21 protein-coding genes and 1 riboswitch are annotated in these 19,136 nt (G+C 35.7%); of the genes, 14 read left to right on the top strand and 7 right to left on the bottom strand.

Translation table 11 applies throughout. From position 1 onward, the window contains the following. Positions 1-14: 14 nt before the first annotated feature. The 7 genes from KJS36_RS03860 to KJS36_RS03830 all read left to right on the top strand — a co-directional run bounded on the left by KJS36_RS03860 (position 15) and on the right by KJS36_RS03830 (position 7,782). A complete protein-coding gene (locus tag KJS36_RS03860; RefSeq protein ID WP_213534516.1) occupies positions 15-1,625 on the top strand; it encodes a glycosyltransferase family 4 protein in 1,611 nt (536 codons plus the stop codon). A 235-nt stretch (positions 1,626-1,860) separates the two neighbouring features. Further along, entirely contained in the window at positions 1,861-2,448 is a 588-nt protein-coding gene (locus KJS36_RS03855) for a hypothetical protein (RefSeq protein WP_213534513.1), read from the top strand. Between the two features lie 187 nt (positions 2,449-2,635). After that, entirely contained in the window at positions 2,636-3,091 is a 456-nt protein-coding gene (locus KJS36_RS03850; protein WP_213534511.1) for an RNA pyrophosphohydrolase, read from the top strand. Between the two features lie 21 nt (positions 3,092-3,112). Then, positions 3,113-5,104: an excinuclease ABC subunit UvrB gene (uvrB, locus tag KJS36_RS03845; RefSeq protein ID WP_213534509.1), complete on the top strand. Its 1,992-nt coding sequence runs from the start codon at positions 3,113-3,115 to the stop codon at positions 5,102-5,104. Positions 5,105-5,265: 161 nt separating this feature from the next. Further along, positions 5,266-6,084: a transporter substrate-binding domain-containing protein gene (locus KJS36_RS03840; protein WP_213534506.1), complete on the top strand. Its 819-nt coding sequence runs from the start codon at positions 5,266-5,268 to the stop codon at positions 6,082-6,084. 113 nt (positions 6,085-6,197) lie between these two features. Next, entirely contained in the window at positions 6,198-7,004 is an 807-nt protein-coding gene (locus tag KJS36_RS03835; protein WP_213534504.1) for a transporter substrate-binding domain-containing protein, read from the top strand. Positions 7,005-7,044: 40 nt separating this feature from the next. After that, positions 7,045-7,782 carry a gamma-glutamyl-gamma-aminobutyrate hydrolase family protein gene (locus tag KJS36_RS03830; RefSeq protein ID WP_213534502.1) on the top strand — a complete coding sequence of 246 codons (738 nt, stop codon included), beginning with the start codon at positions 7,045-7,047 and terminating at the stop codon, positions 7,780-7,782. Between the two features lie 13 nt (positions 7,783-7,795). Here KJS36_RS03830 and thmT read toward each other — a convergent pair whose 3' ends face one another. Both thmT and KJS36_RS03820 read right to left on the bottom strand, forming a co-directional pair. After that, the gene (thmT, locus tag KJS36_RS03825) at positions 7,796-7,975 is read right to left on the bottom strand and encodes a 2-hydroxymuconate tautomerase (protein WP_213534500.1); all 180 of its coding nucleotides are present in this window, start codon (positions 7,973-7,975) and stop codon (positions 7,796-7,798) included. Positions 7,976-8,047: 72 nt separating this feature from the next. Further along, positions 8,048-9,223: an alpha/beta hydrolase family protein gene (locus KJS36_RS03820; RefSeq protein ID WP_213534497.1), complete on the bottom strand. Its 1,176-nt coding sequence runs from the start codon at positions 9,221-9,223 to the stop codon at positions 8,048-8,050. A gap of 123 nt (positions 9,224-9,346) precedes the next feature. On the opposite strand from KJS36_RS03820, the gene KJS36_RS03815 reads away from it, so the two are divergent. Beyond that, on the top strand, positions 9,347-9,883 hold the full coding sequence (locus KJS36_RS03815; RefSeq protein WP_213534495.1) for a PadR family transcriptional regulator: 537 nt from the start codon (positions 9,347-9,349) through the stop codon (positions 9,881-9,883). 34 nt (positions 9,884-9,917) lie between these two features. Here KJS36_RS03815 and fabZ read toward each other — a convergent pair whose 3' ends face one another. Then, positions 9,918-10,367: a 3-hydroxyacyl-ACP dehydratase FabZ gene (fabZ, locus tag KJS36_RS03810; RefSeq protein WP_213534493.1), complete on the bottom strand. Its 450-nt coding sequence runs from the start codon at positions 10,365-10,367 to the stop codon at positions 9,918-9,920. Positions 10,368-10,655: 288 nt separating this feature from the next. Between fabZ and fabI the strand changes: the two genes are divergently transcribed. After that, a complete protein-coding gene (fabI, locus tag KJS36_RS03805) occupies positions 10,656-11,408 on the top strand; it encodes an enoyl-ACP reductase FabI (protein WP_213534491.1) in 753 nt (250 codons plus the stop codon). A gap of 116 nt (positions 11,409-11,524) precedes the next feature. Here the strand turns inward: fabI and KJS36_RS03800 are convergent, their stop codons facing one another. The 4 genes from KJS36_RS03800 to KJS36_RS03785 form a co-directional block, all read right to left on the bottom strand. Beyond that, the gene (locus tag KJS36_RS03800; RefSeq protein ID WP_213534489.1) at positions 11,525-11,956 is read right to left on the bottom strand and encodes an NUDIX hydrolase; all 432 of its coding nucleotides are present in this window, start codon (positions 11,954-11,956) and stop codon (positions 11,525-11,527) included. Positions 11,957-12,057: 101 nt separating this feature from the next. Next, the gene (gene yidC, locus KJS36_RS03795) at positions 12,058-13,017 is read right to left on the bottom strand and encodes a membrane protein insertase YidC (protein ID WP_213534487.1); all 960 of its coding nucleotides are present in this window, start codon (positions 13,015-13,017) and stop codon (positions 12,058-12,060) included. A 137-nt stretch (positions 13,018-13,154) separates the two neighbouring features. After that, positions 13,155-13,913: an HAD-IIB family hydrolase gene (locus tag KJS36_RS03790; RefSeq protein WP_213534484.1), complete on the bottom strand. Its 759-nt coding sequence runs from the start codon at positions 13,911-13,913 to the stop codon at positions 13,155-13,157. 100 nt (positions 13,914-14,013) lie between these two features. Then, entirely contained in the window at positions 14,014-14,601 is a 588-nt protein-coding gene (locus KJS36_RS03785; RefSeq protein ID WP_213534482.1) for an ECF transporter S component, read from the bottom strand. Between the two features lie 242 nt (positions 14,602-14,843). Then, positions 14,844-14,944: riboswitch (TPP riboswitch) on the top strand. Positions 14,945-15,050: 106 nt separating this feature from the next. On the opposite strand from KJS36_RS03785, the gene KJS36_RS03780 reads away from it, so the two are divergent. From KJS36_RS03780 to KJS36_RS03760, 5 genes are all read left to right on the top strand, one after another. Then, positions 15,051-15,638, top strand: a complete 588-nt coding sequence (locus KJS36_RS03780) for a YkoF family thiamine/hydroxymethylpyrimidine-binding protein (RefSeq protein WP_213534480.1) — start codon at positions 15,051-15,053, stop codon at positions 15,636-15,638. 33 nt (positions 15,639-15,671) lie between these two features. After that, positions 15,672-16,259 (top strand): ECF transporter S component, encoded by a 588-nt coding sequence (locus KJS36_RS03775; RefSeq protein ID WP_213534478.1) that lies wholly within the window; start codon positions 15,672-15,674, stop codon positions 16,257-16,259. Further along, on the top strand, positions 16,240-17,634 hold the full coding sequence (locus KJS36_RS03770) for an ABC transporter ATP-binding protein (protein ID WP_213534476.1): 1,395 nt from the start codon (positions 16,240-16,242) through the stop codon (positions 17,632-17,634). Before KJS36_RS03775 ends, KJS36_RS03770 begins: the two co-directional genes overlap by 20 nt. A 2-nt stretch (positions 17,635-17,636) precedes the next feature. Continuing rightward, entirely contained in the window at positions 17,637-18,305 is a 669-nt protein-coding gene (locus tag KJS36_RS03765) for an energy-coupling factor transporter transmembrane component T family protein (RefSeq protein ID WP_213534474.1), read from the top strand. A gap of 233 nt (positions 18,306-18,538) precedes the next feature. Then, entirely contained in the window at positions 18,539-19,135 is a 597-nt protein-coding gene (locus KJS36_RS03760) for a thymidine kinase (RefSeq protein WP_213534472.1), read from the top strand. Position 19,136 lies beyond the last annotated feature (1 nt).

The raw sequence follows: 19,136 nt of genomic DNA, 5'->3' as shown, positions 1-19,136 counted from the left end.
GAAATGGAGAAAATATGTTATTTTTCATCAATTCATCATTTAATCAAAAAAATTCAGGAATTGAGCATGCTCAGCTAAAACGTGCTGCATTATTTCGTAAATATAAAGAACCTTTTAAATTGGTCTTTCGAGAGTGGAGTCCTAGTATTCATCGCTTCTTAGCAGATGTTGGTGTGAATGAAGATGAGACACTTGTGATGTTTGATTACTTTCAAAGAACCCAGAAAGTTGTAGAAAAGATTATTCATGTAGAAGATTTAGATTTTGGAGTTGATAATCTGAGTTACAATAAGGAACCAGCACAAGGACGTTATATTATTTTACGAGGACAACAGTTGATTGCTCGTGTTCGTTATTTTACAGATGATAGTATGGAACGTGTGAATGCGATTGAATATTTTGATGGTTTTGGTAATCTCTATCGTGTAGATTTTTATGATTTTCGTGGCTTTGTTAGTTTGGTACAATGGTACACACCAGATAATAAGATTGGTACAGAAGTATGGTATGATATTGATGGAAAACCAGTAATTGAAACCTATAATCGATATGATGCTAATAAAAAATATATAAAAACGAATTGGCGTTTGATTGAAGAAGATGGAACAGTATACATGTTCTCTAATATTGAGGAGCTTACTTTACATTTTCTCAATCGTCTAAATGAAGAGTATTGGCAGGATGATAAGCTCAATATCTTTATTATGGATAGAACTCATTTGGCAGATTGGGCTTTATTGCATATGGAACGTCCGGCTTATACAGTTCTTCATCTGCATAATTCACACGCTGGAGATGCGCAAGATCCAATGCACTCAGTAATGAATAATTTTTATGAATTTAGTCTCACAAATGCAAATGGATATGATGCGGTTATTTCAGCAACAAAAAAACAGACACGTGATGTAAAAGCACGTTTTAAGCCATCTACTAAATTATTTACAATCCCTGTTGGTATTGTTCCTGATAGTATATTTGAAGAAGAGCGGATTCCAATGGCACAGCGTGATCCACACAGCGTGCTTGTAACAGCTCGTGTTGCTCCAGAAAAACGGATTGATCATATCATACGGGCAATTGGAATTGCTAGAGAAACTGTACCAGATATTACTCTTGATTTTTATGGTTACGTAGATCATAGAGATAATGATGCTGCACAGAAAGCGATTGATGCTGCAATTAAAGAATATCATATGGAAGAGGCTGTTCATCAATATGATTATGCTACTGATGTGGCTGCTGTACAGAAAAAAGCACAGATTTATGGTTTAGCTTCTGTTATGGAAGGCTTTAATTTATCATTGATGGAAGCTATCAGTCATGGTATGGTTGGATTAACTTATGATGTGAACTATGGGCCTAATGAATTAATAATTGATGGAGAAAATGGGTATGTGCTCCCTTATGAGGGAATTCAAGAGATGGCGGATAAAATGGTTGAGCTTTTTACAAACCCTAAAAAACTTCAAGAAATGTCTACGCGTTCTTATGAATTAGCAGAGAGGTATTCGGAAGCAAGCGTTTGGCGGGCATGGCAAAAATTATTGAAGGATGCACGTTCAAAGACAAAAGAGTACCATCCAATCATTACTGCTGGGTTGGGGGATCAACGGCAGAAAAAATGACTAAACAGAATAATGTCATCGAATAATTTGAAAGAGAGTGAGTGGTTTGCTCTCTTTTTTGATGTTTTTATAATCATATATTTTTGAATTTTAAATAAAAATGGAATTCAGAAAGGGAAATATTAGGAAATTACGAACATTCAAAAGGAATAAAAAAATATTTTCTAAAGTGAACTTGCTTAAGAAACTGGAACTTGTTATAATTAAGAAATAAATAAGTTAGGAATATCACAATATGGAACAAAAAAGAAAAAATCCCTCTAAGAATCTCGCTATTGGAGGGTTGCTGACAGCGCTTGGAATTTTGATTCCGATGGTTATGCCAGCTAAAATTATTATTGGACCGGCTTCATTTACTTTGGCTTCTCACGTTCCAGTTATGGCGGCTATGTTTTTTAGCCCAGCGATGGCGGCAGTCGTTGCTATTGGAACGACGATTGGTTTCATGATTAGTATTCCTGTGCCAACGATTTGGTTGCGTGCGCTTATGCACCTTTTTGCAATGACAGCAGGGGCTTATGTTCTCAAGAAAAAGCCTGATATTATTAATCATAAGGTTCAACTTCAAATTTTTAACATTCTGCTTGGTATTGTTCATGCAGGTTTGGAGACGATTGTTGTGTGGGTTTTCTATTCGGTAGGTTTTCAGCATCTTGATCAGCACTCATTGATGAATCTGTTGTTATTGATTGGTTTTGGTGGTCTAGTTCAGAGCTTCATTGATTTCAATATTGCTTTGTATTTATGTAAAGTTTTGAGTAAAAAGTTCAATATTGATATTTTCAAACGTGCACAGGTACTTCTGTCAACAAAAAAATTTTAAAATAGTCAAATAAACGTAGAATGGAGATTCTACGTTTTTTCATAATGTTATCAGAAAAAGAGTATAAAAGCTATTGGCTATAAAATCTATTGTAAAAATGGTAAAATTAAATTAAGTAAAATTTTCACGTAGTATGCTATCAAAAATTCTGTTACTTCAGAAAAAAGGTGTAGAAAGTTGGTGAAAAATGAAAGAGTATAGAAAAAATGTTGCAGCTATTATCATTAATGATGAAGGAAAGACATGGCTGGGCGAGCGTGAAGACCATCTTGCATGGGGATTTCCACAAGGTGGTATTGAAAAAGGCGAAACAGCGGAAGAAGCGTTAAAACGTGAGCTTATGGAAGAACTTGCGACAAATGATTTTGAGATTATTGATAAATATCCTGGAACTCTCAAATATGATTTTCCGGCTGGAATGACTTTTCCAACATGGACTTATGTTGGGCAAGAGCAGCAATACTTTTTGATAAAATTGCACTTGACAGCTTATATTGACCTTGAAAAGTATGATCATGAATTTATTCAATATAAGTTTGTAGATTTGGATGAGTTGCTTCAAATGGATTTTAGTTTTAAAACGGAAGTCTATAGGAAGGCTCTGGATTATTTTAAAACAGAGATAGTTAAAAAGATTAAATAAAAAGGAAAATGAATTGTTAATATGGCAATAGATAGAATTACAGATAATAAATTTGACTTAGTCAGCAAATATAGTCCTAGTGGGGACCAGCCTCAAGCAATAGAAGAACTTGTCGAAAATATCGAAAATGGGGAAAAAGCTCAGATTCTCATGGGAGCAACAGGAACAGGAAAAACTTACACTATGAGCCAAGTCATTGCACGCACAGGTAAACCTACTCTTGTGATGGCGCACAATAAAACTCTTGCGGGTCAACTCTATAGTGAGTTTAAGGAGTTTTTTCCTAATAATGCTGTCGAATATTTTGTGAGTTACTATGATTATTATCAGCCAGAAGCCTATGTTCCAAGCTCTGACACCTACATTGAAAAAGATAGTTCTGTTAATGATGAGATTGATAAACTCCGTCACAGTGCGACTAGTAGCCTTCTGGAGCGTAATGACGTGATTGTTGTGGCTTCAGTCAGTTGCATTTACGGTTTGGGTTCACCAAAAGAATATCAAGATAGTGTTGTTTCTTTGCGACCGGGGCAAGAATTTTCTCGTGATAAACTTCTTAATGATTTGGTGAGTATTCAATTTGAGCGCAATGATATTGATTTTCAACGTGGGCGTTTCCGTGTACGTGGTGATGTTGTTGAAGTTTTTCCAGCTTCTCGAGATGAACACGCTTTTCGAGTTGAATTTTTTGGAGATGAAATTGAGCGGATTCGTGAAATTGAAGTTCTTACAGGTCAAATAATTAGTGATGTTGATCATTTGGCGATTTTCCCTGCAACTCACTTTATAACTAATGATGACCGTATGGAAGAATCTATTGCTAAGATTGAAGCAGAGTTAGAAGTTCAGCTTAAAAATTTCCGTGATGAGGGTAAGCTTCTTGAGGCGCAACGTCTTGAGCAACGAACGAATTATGACATTGAAATGCTTCGTGAAATGGGGTATTGTTCGGGGGTTGAAAATTATTCTCGACATATGGATGGGAGAAGTGAGGGAGAACCCCCTTATACCTTGCTTGATTTCTTTCCTGATGATTTTCTTATTATGATTGATGAGAGTCATATGACGATGGGACAAGTTAAAGGGATGTACAACGGGGATAAAGCGCGTAAAGATATGCTGGTGAATTATGGTTTCCGTTTACCATCTGCTTTGGATAATAGACCGTTGCGCCGTGAAGAATTTGAAAGTCATGTTCATCAAATCGTTTATGTTTCTGCTACTCCTGGAGATTATGAAAAGGAACAAACAGATACTGTTGTTGAGCAAATTATTCGGCCAACGGGATTATTGGATCCGATTATTGAAGTGCGTCCAATGATGGGACAAATTGATGACCTTTTAGGAGAAATCAATGCGCGTGCTGAGAGAAATGAACGTGTATTTGTTACAACACTCACGAAAAAAATGGCGGAAGATTTGGCTGCTTATTTCAAGGAAATGGGTGTAAAAGTTAAGTATATGCATAGTGACATCAAAACTTTGGAAAGAACGGAAATTATTCGTGATTTACGCTTGGGCGTTTTTGATGTTTTGATTGGTATCAATCTTTTGCGTGAGGGAATTGATGTGCCTGAAGTGAGCTTGGTTGCAATTCTTGATGCAGATAAAGAAGGATTTTTACGTAATGAACGCGGGTTAATCCAAACGATTGGTCGTGCTGCTCGTAATGAAAATGGTCGAGTCATTATGTATGGTGATGTGATGACACAATCTATGCAACGGGCGATTGATGAAACAGCGCGTCGTCGAGAAATTCAAATTGCATATAATAAGGAACATGATATTATACCAAAAACTATTGTCAAAGAAATTCGTGATTTAATTTCTATAACTAAAAAATCTGAGACGGGTGAAGTTGAAGAAATTGATGCGAGTGCAATGACGAAAAAAGAACGCAAAAAACTGGTAGCTAAGTTGGAAAAAGAAATGCAAGAAGCAGCTGCAAGTCTTGACTTTGAAGGAGCAGCTCAACTTCGTGACATGGTTTTAGAAATCCGAGCGATAGATTAAAAACTGCATAAATAATCATGGTTTTATTGATTTTTTAAATATTATTTAAAAAATATTGATAAAAATGCAGAAAATGTATAAAAATACTTGACAAGATCAAAAAAAGGTGTATAATTATTCTTATAAGTTAATAAAAATACTAATTTTAGGAGATATACAACATGAAAATAAAGAAAATTTTACTTGGAAGCATCTTATTAGCAGCAACTTTTACTTTAGCAGCTTGTGGCAATAGTTCCAGTGCCAAAAAAACACAGTTGCAAAAAATTAAAGATAAAGGAACGTTGGTAGTTGCTTTATCACCAGATTATCCACCTTTTGAATTTCAAACAATCCAGAATGGAAAAAATGAAGTGGTTGGTTCAGATGTTGATTTGGCAAAGGCTATTGGGAAAGAATTGGACGTAAAAGTTGTTATTAGCTCAATGGATTTTAATAACGTTCTTACTGCTTTGTCAAGTGGAAAAGCAGATATTGCAATTTCAGGTATTTCAGCAACTCCAGAACGTGAAAAATCATATGATTTCTCAAAAATTTATTATAATGCGACGAATGAAGTTGTTATAAAGAAATCAGACTTGAATAAATATAAGAGTTTTGATGATTTGAAGAATGCAAAAGTTGCGGCTCAAAAAGGTTCTATTCAAGAAGGAATTGTTTTAGACAATATGAAATCAGCGACGGAAATTGCACTCCCTGCTATTGGTGATGAAATCAATGAAGTAAAAGCTGGTAAAGTACAAGCTGCTGTTATTGAAGATTTGATTGCTAAAAGTTATGTTTCTGAAAATCCTGATTTGGCTTTGGCGAAAATCAAGGTTCCAAATCCTAAGAATAACTATGGTACAGCGATTGCTCTTCCTAAAGGTTCAAGTGCTTTGAAAAAGAAAGTGAACGCTGTTATTACAAAATTACTTAAAAATGGAGAAATTTCAAAACAAATCCAAACGAACTATAAACTTTCAGAAAAAGTGAAATAAAATATGATTGTTCTTCTGCCTGTATAGGCAGATTTTTTTATATAAAATACTTGACATATCATTAGAAAAACGTATAATTATACTGGTATCTTGAAAAGATACCAGGAGGGAAAATGATAAAAAAATTAGTATTAGGAATGGTAGGCCTTGTTGCTCTTACAACTTTAGCGGCTTGTGGAAGTTCAAAAGCAAATGAGGTAAAAACTATACAAGATAAAGGGACGCTAGTACTTTCAGTCAGTCCAGATTATCCACCTTTTGAATATCAAACAATTCAAAATGGAAAAAATCAAGTTGTTGGGGTGGATATTGACCTTGCTAAGGCGATTGCAAAAAAATTAGATGTTAAGTTAAAAATCAGTACAATGAGTTTTGATAATGTTCTTGCTTCTTTATCGCAAGGAAAATCGGGCATTGCAATTTCAGGTATTTCAGCTACGGCAGCACGCGAAAAATCATTTGATTTTTCAAATGTTTATTATAATCCTGTTAATGAAATTGTTGTGAAAAAATCAGATGTGAATAAATATAAGAGTTTGTCAGATTTTAAAGGCTTAAAATTAGCAGGACAAACGGGTTCAACACAAGAAACAGCAGTGCAAAATCAAATTAAAGGTTCTGTTTTAGTTTCATTGCCAGCTGTTGGAGATGAAATCAATGAGTTAAAAGGTGGAAAGATTTCTGGTGTCGTGTTGGAAGACATGATTGCTAAGAGTTATGTTTCGGAAAATCCAGATCTTACGATTGCCACAGTGAAAATTCCAAATTTGAAGAGTAATCCGGGAATGGCAGTTGCTTTGAAGAAGAATTCTCCTGAATTGAAAAAGAAAGTCAATGAAGTAATCAAGTCTCTCAAGGCAAGTGGAGAGTTGGAACAAATCATTGAAAAGAATTATAAAGCATCACAAAATGTAAAATAAACTTCTATCAGAAATGATAGAAGTTTTTAGGAGAAAAACAATGAAAAGACCTGTGATAGCAGTGACAGCGGATAGTTTGGTGGAATCATCAGAATATATCAATGAAAATTTTGCGGATTTTGCACCACGTGATTTGAAAGAAGTCATTTTAAAAGCTGGTGGTTTACCAGTGATACTTCCATTTCCAGAGGAAACAGAACTTGTGGAAGAAGTAGCGCGGGAAATGGTGAAGTTATTTGATGGACTGATAATTCCTGGGGGATTTGATGTGAGTCCTACTTTTTATGGGGAAGAGCCAGAACGTGCTATGGGACGAACTTCTTATCAACGGGATACTTATGAACTGGCATTGTTTAAAGCTGCTAAAGAGGCGGGAAAGTCTATTTTTGGAATTTGTCGGGGACTTCAGCTGATAAATGTTGCTTTGGGTGGGACGCTTTATCAAGACCTTGCTGTACAGAATAAAGAAAGTTTTATTCAGCATTCACAAGTGTCTTATGGGGCATTTCCGACACATCATGTGAAGATAATGGAAAATAGTTCGCTTTATGGATTATTTGGTGAGCAGGCTTATGTGAATTCGCGGCATCATCAGGCGATTAAAATGCTTGCGCCGGAGTTGATGGTGACGGCTCGGGCGGTTGATAATGTCATTGAAGGAGTAACAACAGCGGATGAGCAGGTAACGGCTGTACAATGGCATCCAGAAAATATGTGGCGAAATGATAAAAAGCAATTTCAATTATTTGCGGAGTTTATTTGTAAATGTCAAAAATAAAAAGTAGCTGCGGCTACTTTTTTGCTTCTCCTGCTGGGAAATAATTTTCTTTTTTCATATCGTTGAAAATGATATGAATGGCAGATTTTGGTGCTCCTGTATGTTTGACGATTGATTCTGCAATTTCTTGGGCGAGAGCTGTTTTTTGCTCGTTTGTGCGTCCTTCGACTAATTCAATATGAACAAGTGGCATATAATTCTCCTTAATATTCTTTCGTGTTATTTTACCATATTTTTATAGTAAAAGCTCAGGGAAAGTATGGATTTATGGCTTTAAAGTATCGGCTAACCATGCAAAGATTTTTTGATTATAATAGGTGAGTGCGCCCATGTGACAATGTTCTTCGGCATTGTCTTGTTTGCCAAATTTTAGGATAGTTTTGGGAGAAGTGAGTGAGTCAAAAAGAAGTTGAGGTTGTCCTTTGAAAAACATATCTCCTTCGGCTTCGCAGACGAGAGTTGGACATTGGATTTTTTCAGAAATATTTTTTAAAGTGTAGATTTCAGTTTTTTGGAAAAGTTCAGTGATGGAATGTGCACCAAAAGTGAATTTTCCATTTTCGATGACCCAGCGGATATTTGTATTTTTTTTCATGAGTTCTTCTAGGATTTGTTCGGCAAAGTGAGCATCAAAGTCTCCTTTGCTATGAGCTTCAAAGGCTTTGGAGAATTGAAAAGAAAATAAGCCATCATCGGTGATACAAGCGGCAAGACGGTGTTCAAAAGAGGCAGCGCGTGCAGCAAGTAAACCACCGAAACTAATACCCATTAAAACTATTTTTTCTTGAATGACTTCGGAGCGGGTTTCAAGATAATCGACTACTTTTTCGACTACTTTTTCCCACTCAAAGCAGAAAGGAAGATGCTGTTCACGAATCATTGCGCCTTGACCGGGACCTTCAAAAGTTAAGCAATTATAACCTTGTTTGAGAGCTTCAACGACGACTTGGAAGTATAATTCTTCGCCTGTTGAGTCAAAGCCACCGTGAATGATGAGAGTGGGACGTGGTTTGTTGTCAACTCTATAAAAGTAAGCTGGGAGTGCTGTATTTTTGTAGGGGATTTCTAAAATTTCAACATCTTGTTGACTAAGAGATAGACCTTTGCGAAAACTTTCACGGCTTTTGCGCCAAGTGCTGAGGATGCGTGAGCCGTCTGGATTGCCATGAAGGAAAAATTCGGCACTGCGATAGTAGTTGGAGGCTTTGAGATAGATTTCTCCGGCGCTCAGTAGTTGTCCTGAGTTTTCAAATGATTTGGCTTGTTTGAGAGTTCTTTCGGCGGTTTTGAGCCATTCATTGTACCAGCTTTCAAAATCTCCTTCTTTGATAGCGTAGCCTGTTGTCAACACTTCACCGATATCTGCTCCTCCATATGGGGCATAGCTTAGGGTGCGCAAGAGTTCAAATGAAAATGTGCTGTCGTTAAATATGAGTTTCATGATTTTAATTCTCCTTTTTACAATAGGTTAAATTTAACATATTGTAAAAAAATAGTCAAGAACTAGCATTTGTATCAAGAATTGTTTATACTAAAAGAAGAATATTTTGAGAAATGAGAAAAAATGGTTAATAAAATTGCACTTTCTATTTTGTCTTTAATTGCTCGGGAACCATTGAGTGGCTATGATATCAAGCAACAAATGAATGACAGAATTAGTCATTTTTTGAAGGTAAATAATAATCAAGTTTATCCGCAAATTGCACATTTAGAGGCGGAAGGTTTTTTGAGATTGACGAAGTCGACTAAACCTGTGCAAAATCCTACGAAAAAAACTTATGAAATCACAGAATTTGGTTTGGAAGAATTAAAAACTTATACAGTTTTGGACTTTGGGGAAGCAACGATAAAAGATGGTTTTATGTTTAAAGTTTATAATTCTTGGCTTTTGACACGGGATGAAATGTTAGATGAGATTGAAAAGGAGTTGGAGAAACATCAAGAGCGTGCTGAAATTTTTGAGGAAAAATTGGAAGTTTTGGGAGAGGTGCGAGCTGAGCAGGAGTTGGCAAGTCGAGCAATTTTGGAATATGGGAAAATGTATGAGGAGAATTATATTCATTGGTGTGAAAGGTTGAGAAAAGAATTTTTGGAGAAATAAAAAAATCGTCTATTTGATAGACAATTTTTTTGTTTTATTTTGTTTGGTCAGCAGCTTCGTCAACGATGAATGTGAACTCGGCTGTTGCGACTTTTTTGCCTTCAACCAGGGCTGTAGCACTTGCTACACCAACTTTTCCTCGAAATTTTGTGATTTCAAATTCAAGTTTCATAACGTCTCCAGGGACAACTTTTTGACGGAATTTGGCTTTATCAATACCGCCGATATATGCCATTTTTCCTTTAAATTCGTCTTTTGTTAAGATGAGGATTGAGCCTGCTTGAGCGAGGGATTCGAGGATTAAAACACCAGGGAATGTTGGATTTCCGGGGAAATGACCGTTGAAAACTTCTTCGTTAATCGTTACATTTTTTGTGGCGATGATTTTATTTTCTGTAATTTCATCAACATAGTCGATAAACATGATAGGATAGCGGTTGGGGATGATTTGCATCACTTCTTGCGCAGTCATTACTTTCGTCATTTGGGTCTCACTTTCTTTTGTAAATCCTTAGAGGGGAATGGTTTTTTCTGTAGAAATCAGTCGTTCAAGAACTTGTAATCAAATGATGAAATAGGGATAGAACCTTTTAAAATAAGAGTTTACACTAACATTCTTTGATAGTTTTGTAGAAATGTTCTTGACTTTTTGACTGTTTTGATTTACAATTTGATGTATAAAGTATTTTTATAGACAAAACCTTTTACACTTAATCTTAACAATTATTTGTAAGGGTGTCAACTTTTTATTATCTTTTGGAAGGAATTATTTATGTTTTTAGAAGGAAAGAAAATTGTCATCATGGGTGTAGCGAATAACAAGTCCATTGCTTGGGGATGTGCGAAGGCTATGAAAGACCAAGGGGCAACTTTGATTTACACTTACCAAAATGAACGTATGGAAAAACAACTTGCTCGTCTTGCAGAACCTGAGGATTTGCTGATTGAATGTGATGTATCTTCTGATGAGTCACTTCGTCGTGCCTTTGCTACGATTGAAGCGCGTGTTGGTAAGATTGATGGTTTAGTTCATGCAATTGCTTATTCTAAGAAAGAAGAACTTGGCGGGAATATTTCTGATGTTTCTCGTGATGGATATGCTTTGGCACAAGATGTTTCAGCGTATTCATTGCTTGCTGTTGCGAAAGCTGCAAAACCTTTGCTCAATAAAGGAGCAGGAATTGTTACCTTGACTTATATGGGTTCTGTTCGTGCTATTCCTAATTATAATGTCATGGGAATTGCGAAAGCGGCGCTTGAAGCTTCTGTTCGTTATCTTGCGGTTGAATTTGGTAAGATTGGTGTTCATGTGAATGCTATTTCTGCTGGAGCAATTAAAACCCTTGCTGTATCTGGAGTTTCAGGTTACAAAGACCTTATCAAAGAATCTGACAGCCGTGCAGTTGATGGTGAAGGTGTAACGATTGAAGAAGTCGGACAAACAGCTGCCTTTCTTGTTGGGCCAATGGCTTCAGGGATTGCTGGCGATGTAATTTATGTTGATAAAGGCGTTCATTTGACATAAAAGTTTTTTGACAGAACTGTCAAAAATATTTTCACTGTTAGTATCAGCTTTTCAGGGCAAATCTATTTGCGAAAAAAGCTGTCAAAAAACCCTATCAGAATTTTTCTGATAGGGTTTTATTTTTTGAAGTATTTGACGAAAAATGGGTCATGAATTTCTTGGGAAATTGTTTTTGATAGTTCTGTCAAAGCATTTTTTATCTGCATTTTACGATTGGGAATTGTCAGGAAGGGCAGATGGTTTTTTGAGAAAAATCTGATAGCGGCAGTTTCAGGACCAGAGCTGATAGCTTTTCCAGCGACAATCTCTGCCCGAAAAATATATTGAATATCATCACGCTCTGGATTGTAATAATCTCCCGCTGTGCCAATCAGAGTTACTGTAAAACCAGTTTCCTCATAGACCTCACGAATAGCAGCCTGTTCAGCAGTTTCACCAACTTCCACGCGTCCACCAGGTAAATCCCAGAGTGGCACATCGCGCCGTTTTACAAGCAAAATTTTGTCATTTTCATCTGTAATAACGCTAAAAGCACCAAAACTTGACATTTTTTAGTCTCCAAACTTTTTGACAGTTCTGTCAAAAATAGTTAAGAAGATTATAGCATAAAAAATCACTTTTGACAAAGCTGTCAAAAGTGATTTTCAGATTATTTTGAACGATTTTGTTTTCCAGAGTTCCGTCCTTTAGTTGGAGAGGTTGAACGAGGAGCTTCAAGGTCTTTCAATCCTTCAGCAGTTGCAGCTGCTGGCGTAACATCTTTTGGCAAATCAACCAATTTTGGTGGATTATTTTTGAATTCTTCATCAATCCGTTTGCGCATATGAGGTTTCATGATAAATGTAATGATAACTTGTTGTAATAACATTACCAGCCCACCGACAGCCCAGTACAGCGCGACACCAGCAGGAGAAATGAAACTGAAAATAACAATCATCGCAGGACTCATGATTAACATTGTCATGCCGGTTTTCTTTTGCTCAGCGGACATACCAATCGTTGAAATCCAAGTTTGCAAGAAGTACAGAACACCAGCAATGATTGTAAAGACGATACTTGGGTGTCCAAGGTCAATACCAAAGAAATGAGAAGTGGAAATTCCAGTTGTATAAGCTGCAGCATTGTAAAGTGCAATGAAGAAAGGCCATTGTATCAACATTGGCAGACAACCTATTGAGGACAACATATTGACACCGTTGTCACGTTGTGCCTGCATGAGCGCTTGTTGAGCAGCCATTTTTTCTTCAGAAGTTTTGGCAGCTTTCAAACGCGCATTCAAAGGTTCAAAAACGGGACCAAGGTAAGCCATTTTTTCTTGCATATAAGTTGATTTATAAGCTTGATTAAGCCCTAAAGGCAAAATCACCAAGCGGATAATCAATGTAACAAGGATAATCGCCCAGCCATAACCAAGCCCAGCATTATGCGCGAATAAATCAACAAAAGCTGACATTGGTTTGACTAATATCTGGAAAGTCAGTCCATGTTTAGCTGCTTCAGTTGGCACACGCACACCGTTGACAGTATGTGTCGCAACACAACCAGACAAAAAGAGCAATGCTGCTCCCATAAATCCAGCCAAAGTTAATTTCTTTTTAAAATTCTTCAAGATAAGTTCTACTTTCTATAATAAACATACTCAACTATTTTACATGAAAATACAAGAAAATTCAATAGGACGAAAGACTGAATTTTAAAACAAAAAAGCTTGCCAACAAGTGACAAGCTCCTGTCTTAACATAAAAATTAGTCTTTTGTCATTGCAATAATCGCTTGCAAAATTCCAGCGGTTTCTTGCCAGTCACGGACAGTGATTGTTTCAATCCCCATCTTTACAACAGGATAATCATTGCCACCGGGTTGTGTCATATCACCAAAGTAAAGAATTTCAGGTTTTGTGACATTTAATTCTTCCATCAAATGGTTCATACCAAATTCTTTATTTTGACCTGGAACAAAACCGTTGATAGTTGTTGTACCAGCCACTTCAAATTCAAAATCTGGAGCCAATTCTTTTGCACGTTTCGCGATTTTATTGCGTTTCGTCATATCAGGGTCCCAAGCTTTTTTCGCTTCAACACCGGCTTTTTGACCGATAGCAGAATAAGCAATCATTGACTCACGGTTTTCATTGATTTCGTCTCCTGGAAGAAGAACGGATTCATCCCAATAACCAAATTCACGAGCAGCTTTTTCAAGTGCATCCATGATTGTATTGGCTTGTTCGTCGGTCAAAGAAAAATTGAAAATCTGTTTCCATTCGCCATCTTTATGTGCATAATATTGCGTCCCTTGAGCGACAAATAAATGAAAATTGTCCAAGTTTGCAGTTTCAGGTAATTGATTGATGATTTGAATCAAGAACTGATCATATTTTTGTCCACTAATAGGAGCAATCACATATTTATGTGACAAAGAAGCAAGTAACTCAGCCATTTCAGGAACGATAGGCATTTTAGGTTCATTGAGTGTATTGTCAATGTCGAAGCTCAGAATTTTTTTCATAAATCCCTCCATTTTTTTAATTTTTTCTACGCTTACATTATATCATTTTTCAACAAAAAAACATAACTAAACCTAGGCTAGTCATGTTTTTTTCTGTTTCTTATTTTCCACGCATTTTCATCAAGGCTGGAACGATAGCAGCCGTTAATATGACTGCTGCAGCTGCTTCAACCAGTGAATTTGTGGCTATGATTGCCGTAATCAGATAAGCAAAGCTCCATTTTAAAAGTGAGCCAAAGAATAAAAAGATAAAGCCAAGCACCAAAATCGTATTTGTAATTGAACCGATAAAGCCAGCTAAACCTGCTCCAAAGCGATTTTTAAAAAGTTTATAAGCGTAATAAGGAAAAACACCAATCAAAATACGAGGAACAAAAGTAACAATCAGCGCCCAACCTGAACCGTGATTTGTCCCCGGAATCGGAATAAAAGGTGTGAAAAGCCAGTTTGTAACACCCGGAGTAATCGTTGCCTGAATAAACAGAATCAATCCCATCGCAAAACCAACAATCGCACCACGTTTTGGACCAAGTACCACAGAAGCAATAATCACAGGAATGCCTGCAATCGTAGGCGAAATTGGCATTGGCCAAACACTATAAACGATAGTTGACAGTACTTGAATGACAATCATCGTTGCAATAAGGATAGAAAGAATAGCAATATCAAAAGCTTTTGACTGACGCATGATTTTTCCTCTCATTTCTAAATTTGTCTCGTAAAGAACGAGAATTTCATAGCATAATTTTAACTTAAAACTTAATAATTATCAACAATCAGATTTCTAAATTTGTTTGTTGATAGATAATGATAATATTTTTTGAGAAATTAGAAACTCAGAGGACATAAGCCTGTACAATATAGAAAGAGCCTGCACTTGAAAAGATGAAAAAAATATGCTAACATTTTGATATCTTAAATATTAATATAATTATCCACTAGGGGCGCCTTTGAGCTGAGATAGACGGTTGTCTTGTCCCTTTGAACCTGAATTGGTTAGTACCAACGTAGGAAAGTGCAGATATGTTTTTTATGGACCTTTTGTGGACCGTTTCTGCCTTTTTTCTCTCTATTTTGGGGAATGAAAAGTGGAAATGGTCTTTTTATTTGGGAAAAAATTTGGAGGAATTTACAAAAATGGAGTGTAGCACAAAAGGAAACATAGATATTACAGGCTGTCGTGTTAGCTTGTATCCAATGACTGATAATTTTTCAGAAGTAATTTTGGGTTCATTTGATAAAGTTGACACTAGAGCAGTTTGGAGTCAAACAGATTTGTTTAGCACATTATATCGTGGTGAGCAGGAAAGTGTGATTGATGCCACTCAAGCCTTGTTTATGTCTGCTTATCAGTCAGATGTACATATGGTAACGGAGTTGACTTTTTCAAAAGGTTGCCCAGGAGATTCAGATGCTGATCGTTATATCAATGGAAAAAAAGAAAAACCTAACCAAGAGGAATTACCTGATGATTTCCCAGTAAAATGTAAATATTCATTTTACAGTTTTGGAGAAAAAGATTACATGGAAGAAATTGCGACTATTGTCGAAATGGCGAGTGAAATGGGATTAAATCCTCAAAGCGCTCATTATGTAACGCTTTTGGAAGGAACAGCTTCGCAGTTGTTTGTTTACTTTGAACGGGCTTTACAATATGCTCATGAACATCTAAATCATTACGTTTTGGAAGCGACTGTTTCGGTGAATAGTCCTTCTGAGAAATAAAATAATAATAGAAAAAAATAAGGGGAAAATAAAATGAAGAAGAAAAAAGGATTACAATTAAAAGATATTATACTGATAGGAATTTTATCAGTTTTATTTGGTGTTATTTATTTGGGTGCTGTGCAGTTGGGAGTAGTGTTAGGGACAGTTTTAACTCCGTTTGGTTTGAGTATTTTTGCAAATGAAATTATATTTGGAATTTGGTTTATGGCGGCAGCTTTTGCGGGGTATATTATCCAAACACCGGGTGTAGCGACAATTACAGAAATGATTGCGGCTTTAATTGAAGTATTTATGGGAAATTATTATGGTCCAATTATTTTTGTGAGCGGATTTGTTCAAGGAATAGGATTTGATGCGGGATTTGCAATGTATCGCTATCGTCGATATAATTGGAAATCATTAATTTCTGGAGCTGTTTTTGCGACAATTTTAAGTTATATTTGGGGAATTGTTCGTTCAGACTTTTTAGGGTTAGATTGGAAAATTCTAGTAGGAATTTTTGTTATTCGTTTAATTTCAGCGATTTTCTTTTCAGCAGTGTTAGTTAAATTAACCTGTGATAGATTAGAAAAAAGTGGTGTGCTAGCAAGCTATCCACTTGGGCAAAGTTATGAGTAAACTCTCGGTAAGAAATCTGAGTTATCAAGTTGAGGATTTTAAAATATTAGAACATCTTTCATTTTCCCTAGAACAAGGTCAGGTAGCTGGAATTTATGGTAAATCTGGTTCAGGAAAAAGTACTCTTTTTAATTTGTTATCGGGATTTCAAAATGCCCATAATAGTAAGACTGAAGGAGAGATTTACTATGATAATTCTGATATTTTTACTCTTTCATCACGAGAAAGATGCCAAAAAGTAACTTTGATGTTTCAAAATGTAGATACACAATTTTGTATGGATACTGTAGAAAATGAACTCATATTTTGTTTAGAAAATATTAATTCAGATTTGAATACATTAACAAAGAAAGTTCAGGAAGCATTAGCATTCTGTGAAATTGAGCATCTTAAAAAACGAAATCTAAGTACGTTATCAGGAGGAGAAAAACAATTAGTTGCTCTTGCGTGTTGCTATTGTTTAGAGAGTGAATTTTTATTATTAGACGAACCTTTTGCTAACTTAGACGCCCAATCAACGAGGCAAATAGTTCAAAAACTACAGAACTTACAAGAGCAGCGACACATTGGTATTCTGATTATTGACCATCAAGTGGATAACTTAAAAGATTGGATAGCTAACTGGTATCCTTTGGTTGATGGGCGCTTAGAATCCAGCTTATCGGTGGAAAAAATTTTAGAAGCCGAAGAAGCGTTACTAACATCTTTAAAAGTAACGGAGGATTTCTCACGGAATATCTCAAATAGTTCTCAAGTAATTAGTGCTGAAAATATAAGTATTCATTCTGGGGAAAAAGAAATTTTATCACAGGAAAATTTTACTTTTTCAAAAGGAAAATTTATTGGGATTATTGGAAAAAGTGGAAGTGGGAAAACTACACTATTGAACACTTTGGCTAAGCAGCAAAAGTATCAGGGGAAAATAGACTATCTTGGAAAAGAAATGAGAAAAACGAATAAACATCAGTTTTTTTCAAAAACGAGTTATGTTTGTCAAAATCCACAAGACCAGTTTATAACAATGACGGTAAAGGCTGAGTTAGAGGCGGGAAAACTGAAAATTAATCTTGATAAAATTTTAAAACAAGTCAATCTGACAGGAAAGGAAAATATTTCCCCTTTTAAATTAAGTCAGGGGCAGCAACGACGTCTTGCAGTCATTGAATTTTTACTTCGTCCTTTACAATTATTATTGTGTGATGAGCCTACTTATGGACAAGATTTAGAAAATGCTTATTTCATTATGAAAATGATAAAAGAAAAAGTTTGTAATGAGCAAATGACGGCTGTTGTGGTCAGTCATGATGAAGCTCTTTTAGCTTTGTTTTGTGATGAAATATATGTATTATCTGAGCATAAATTAACGAGGAAATAAAAATGAGACATTTAAATCCAAGCATTAAAGCGGGGACTAGCCTTCTTTTATCATTGTTTATTGCTTTTCAAAGTAATTTAGAATTAAATCTTCTTTTAGGAACGCTAACTTTTTTAAGTGTTCTTTGGTATTTATCGTTTCAACGCTTTTTGCTAATTTTTCTTTGGGTATTTTTAAGTATGGCTGGAGTGTTCTTTACAGGTTATTTTTATCAGAGTGGAACGCATATGAATCAGTGGTTATATGCAGTGAATGTTGCTTCGAGAGTTTATGGTTTTGCAGGATTGGGATTAGTTTTTAGTGTAACGACAGAATTGAAAGATTTTGTTTATAGTCTTGAGCAACAACTTCATCTTCCAACACAGTTTTCTTATGGGATACTTGCAGCTTTTCATATGCTGCCGCTCATTCCAAACGAACTAGAAAATATAAGAAAAAGTTGTTATTCTCGTGGAATACATATTAGTATGTTTTCAGTTAATTTATTATTTCCATTGTTGGTAAAATCTATTCGATGGTCTGAAAATTTAGCATATGCGATGGAATCAAAAGGATTTGATTCAACGGTCAAACGAACACAAACTAAAAAAATGACTGTTCGCTGGTTTGATTATACTTATCTTTTTTTGGGAATAACTATTGCTGTATTTATGACAATCATTCATTATTAGTTTAAAGATTGAGCAAGAATTTTCTTGCTCTTTTTACTTGTAGAATAGTAGAGATGAAGTAAAATATAATTGAAATATGATATAATTTAGGATGTATTTTAAATTTGTTCTTTATTTATAGGGATAAATTGACTGAAAAATAGGATATTATAGGAAAAAGTAAATTAAAGAAATAAAAACGAGAAGTCTTGATAATAAAGGCTTAGATATGTTTTTGAAAGAGAGAGAAAAAGATGGCGCAGTTTTACTTCCGCTACGGAACAATGAATTCTGGGAAAAGTATTGAGATTTTGAAGGTGGCTCATAATTATGAGGAGGAGGGAAAACCTGTTCTTTTGATGACGTCAAATCTTGATACACGTGAAGGTGTGGGATTTGTGGCTTCGCGGATTGGTATTCGTCATGAAGCAGTGGCGATTGATGAAAAAATGGCACTTTTGTCATATATTTCTCATTTATCTGTTAAGCCTTTTTGTGTACTGATTGATGAGGCACAGTTTTTGACGAAAGAAAATATTTATGATTTGGCGCATGTCGTGGATGATTTGGATATTCCTGTGATGGCTTTTGGTTTGAAAAATGATTTTCGTAATGAGTTATTTGAGGGCTCAAAATATCTGCTTTTGCTGGCAGACAAGATTGAAGAAATTAAGACGGTGTGCTGGTTTTGCTCGAAAAAAGCAACAATGGTTATTCGGACAATCAATGGCAAACCCGTTTATGAGGGCGAGCAGGTGCAGATTGGGGGGAATGAGAGTTATATTCCTGTTTGCCGGCGCCATTATTTTAAACCGGAGATTGCTAAAAATCAGGAAAGTGTGAGGGAATAAG

Source organism: Lactococcus nasutitermitis (genome assembly GCF_018403765.1).
GTDB lineage: Bacteria > Bacillota > Bacilli > Lactobacillales > Streptococcaceae > Lactococcus > Lactococcus nasutitermitis.
Note: the sequence above shows the minus strand (reverse complement) of the source record. Positions and strands in the feature narration are given on the sequence as shown.

Coding starts and splice junctions, on each gene's coding strand:
- KJS36_RS03860 (WP_213534516.1), top strand. CDS start 15: ATGTTATTTTTCATCAATTCATCATTTAATCAAAAAAATTCAGGAATT.
- KJS36_RS03855 (WP_213534513.1), top strand. CDS start 1,861: ATGGAACAAAAAAGAAAAAATCCCTCTAAGAATCTCGCTATTGGAGGG.
- KJS36_RS03850 (WP_213534511.1), top strand. CDS start 2,636: ATGAAAGAGTATAGAAAAAATGTTGCAGCTATTATCATTAATGATGAA.
- uvrB (WP_213534509.1), top strand. CDS start 3,113: ATGGCAATAGATAGAATTACAGATAATAAATTTGACTTAGTCAGCAAA.
- KJS36_RS03840 (WP_213534506.1), top strand. CDS start 5,266: ATGAAAATAAAGAAAATTTTACTTGGAAGCATCTTATTAGCAGCAACT.
- KJS36_RS03835 (WP_213534504.1), top strand. CDS start 6,198: ATGATAAAAAAATTAGTATTAGGAATGGTAGGCCTTGTTGCTCTTACA.
- KJS36_RS03830 (WP_213534502.1), top strand. CDS start 7,045: ATGAAAAGACCTGTGATAGCAGTGACAGCGGATAGTTTGGTGGAATCA.
- thmT (WP_213534500.1), bottom strand. CDS start 7,975: ATGCCACTTGTTCATATTGAATTAGTCGAAGGACGCACAAACGAGCAA.
- KJS36_RS03820 (WP_213534497.1), bottom strand. CDS start 9,223: ATGAAACTCATATTTAACGACAGCACATTTTCATTTGAACTCTTGCGC.
- KJS36_RS03815 (WP_213534495.1), top strand. CDS start 9,347: ATGGTTAATAAAATTGCACTTTCTATTTTGTCTTTAATTGCTCGGGAA.
- fabZ (WP_213534493.1), bottom strand. CDS start 10,367: ATGACGAAAGTAATGACTGCGCAAGAAGTGATGCAAATCATCCCCAAC.
- fabI (WP_213534491.1), top strand. CDS start 10,656: ATGTTTTTAGAAGGAAAGAAAATTGTCATCATGGGTGTAGCGAATAAC.
- KJS36_RS03800 (WP_213534489.1), bottom strand. CDS start 11,956: ATGTCAAGTTTTGGTGCTTTTAGCGTTATTACAGATGAAAATGACAAA.
- KJS36_RS03790 (WP_213534484.1), bottom strand. CDS start 13,913: ATGAAAAAAATTCTGAGCTTCGACATTGACAATACACTCAATGAACCT.
- KJS36_RS03785 (WP_213534482.1), bottom strand. CDS start 14,601: ATGCGTCAGTCAAAAGCTTTTGATATTGCTATTCTTTCTATCCTTATT.
- KJS36_RS03780 (WP_213534480.1), top strand. CDS start 15,051: ATGGAGTGTAGCACAAAAGGAAACATAGATATTACAGGCTGTCGTGTT.
- KJS36_RS03775 (WP_213534478.1), top strand. CDS start 15,672: ATGAAGAAGAAAAAAGGATTACAATTAAAAGATATTATACTGATAGGA.
- KJS36_RS03765 (WP_213534474.1), top strand. CDS start 17,637: ATGAGACATTTAAATCCAAGCATTAAAGCGGGGACTAGCCTTCTTTTA.
- KJS36_RS03760 (WP_213534472.1), top strand. CDS start 18,539: ATGGCGCAGTTTTACTTCCGCTACGGAACAATGAATTCTGGGAAAAGT.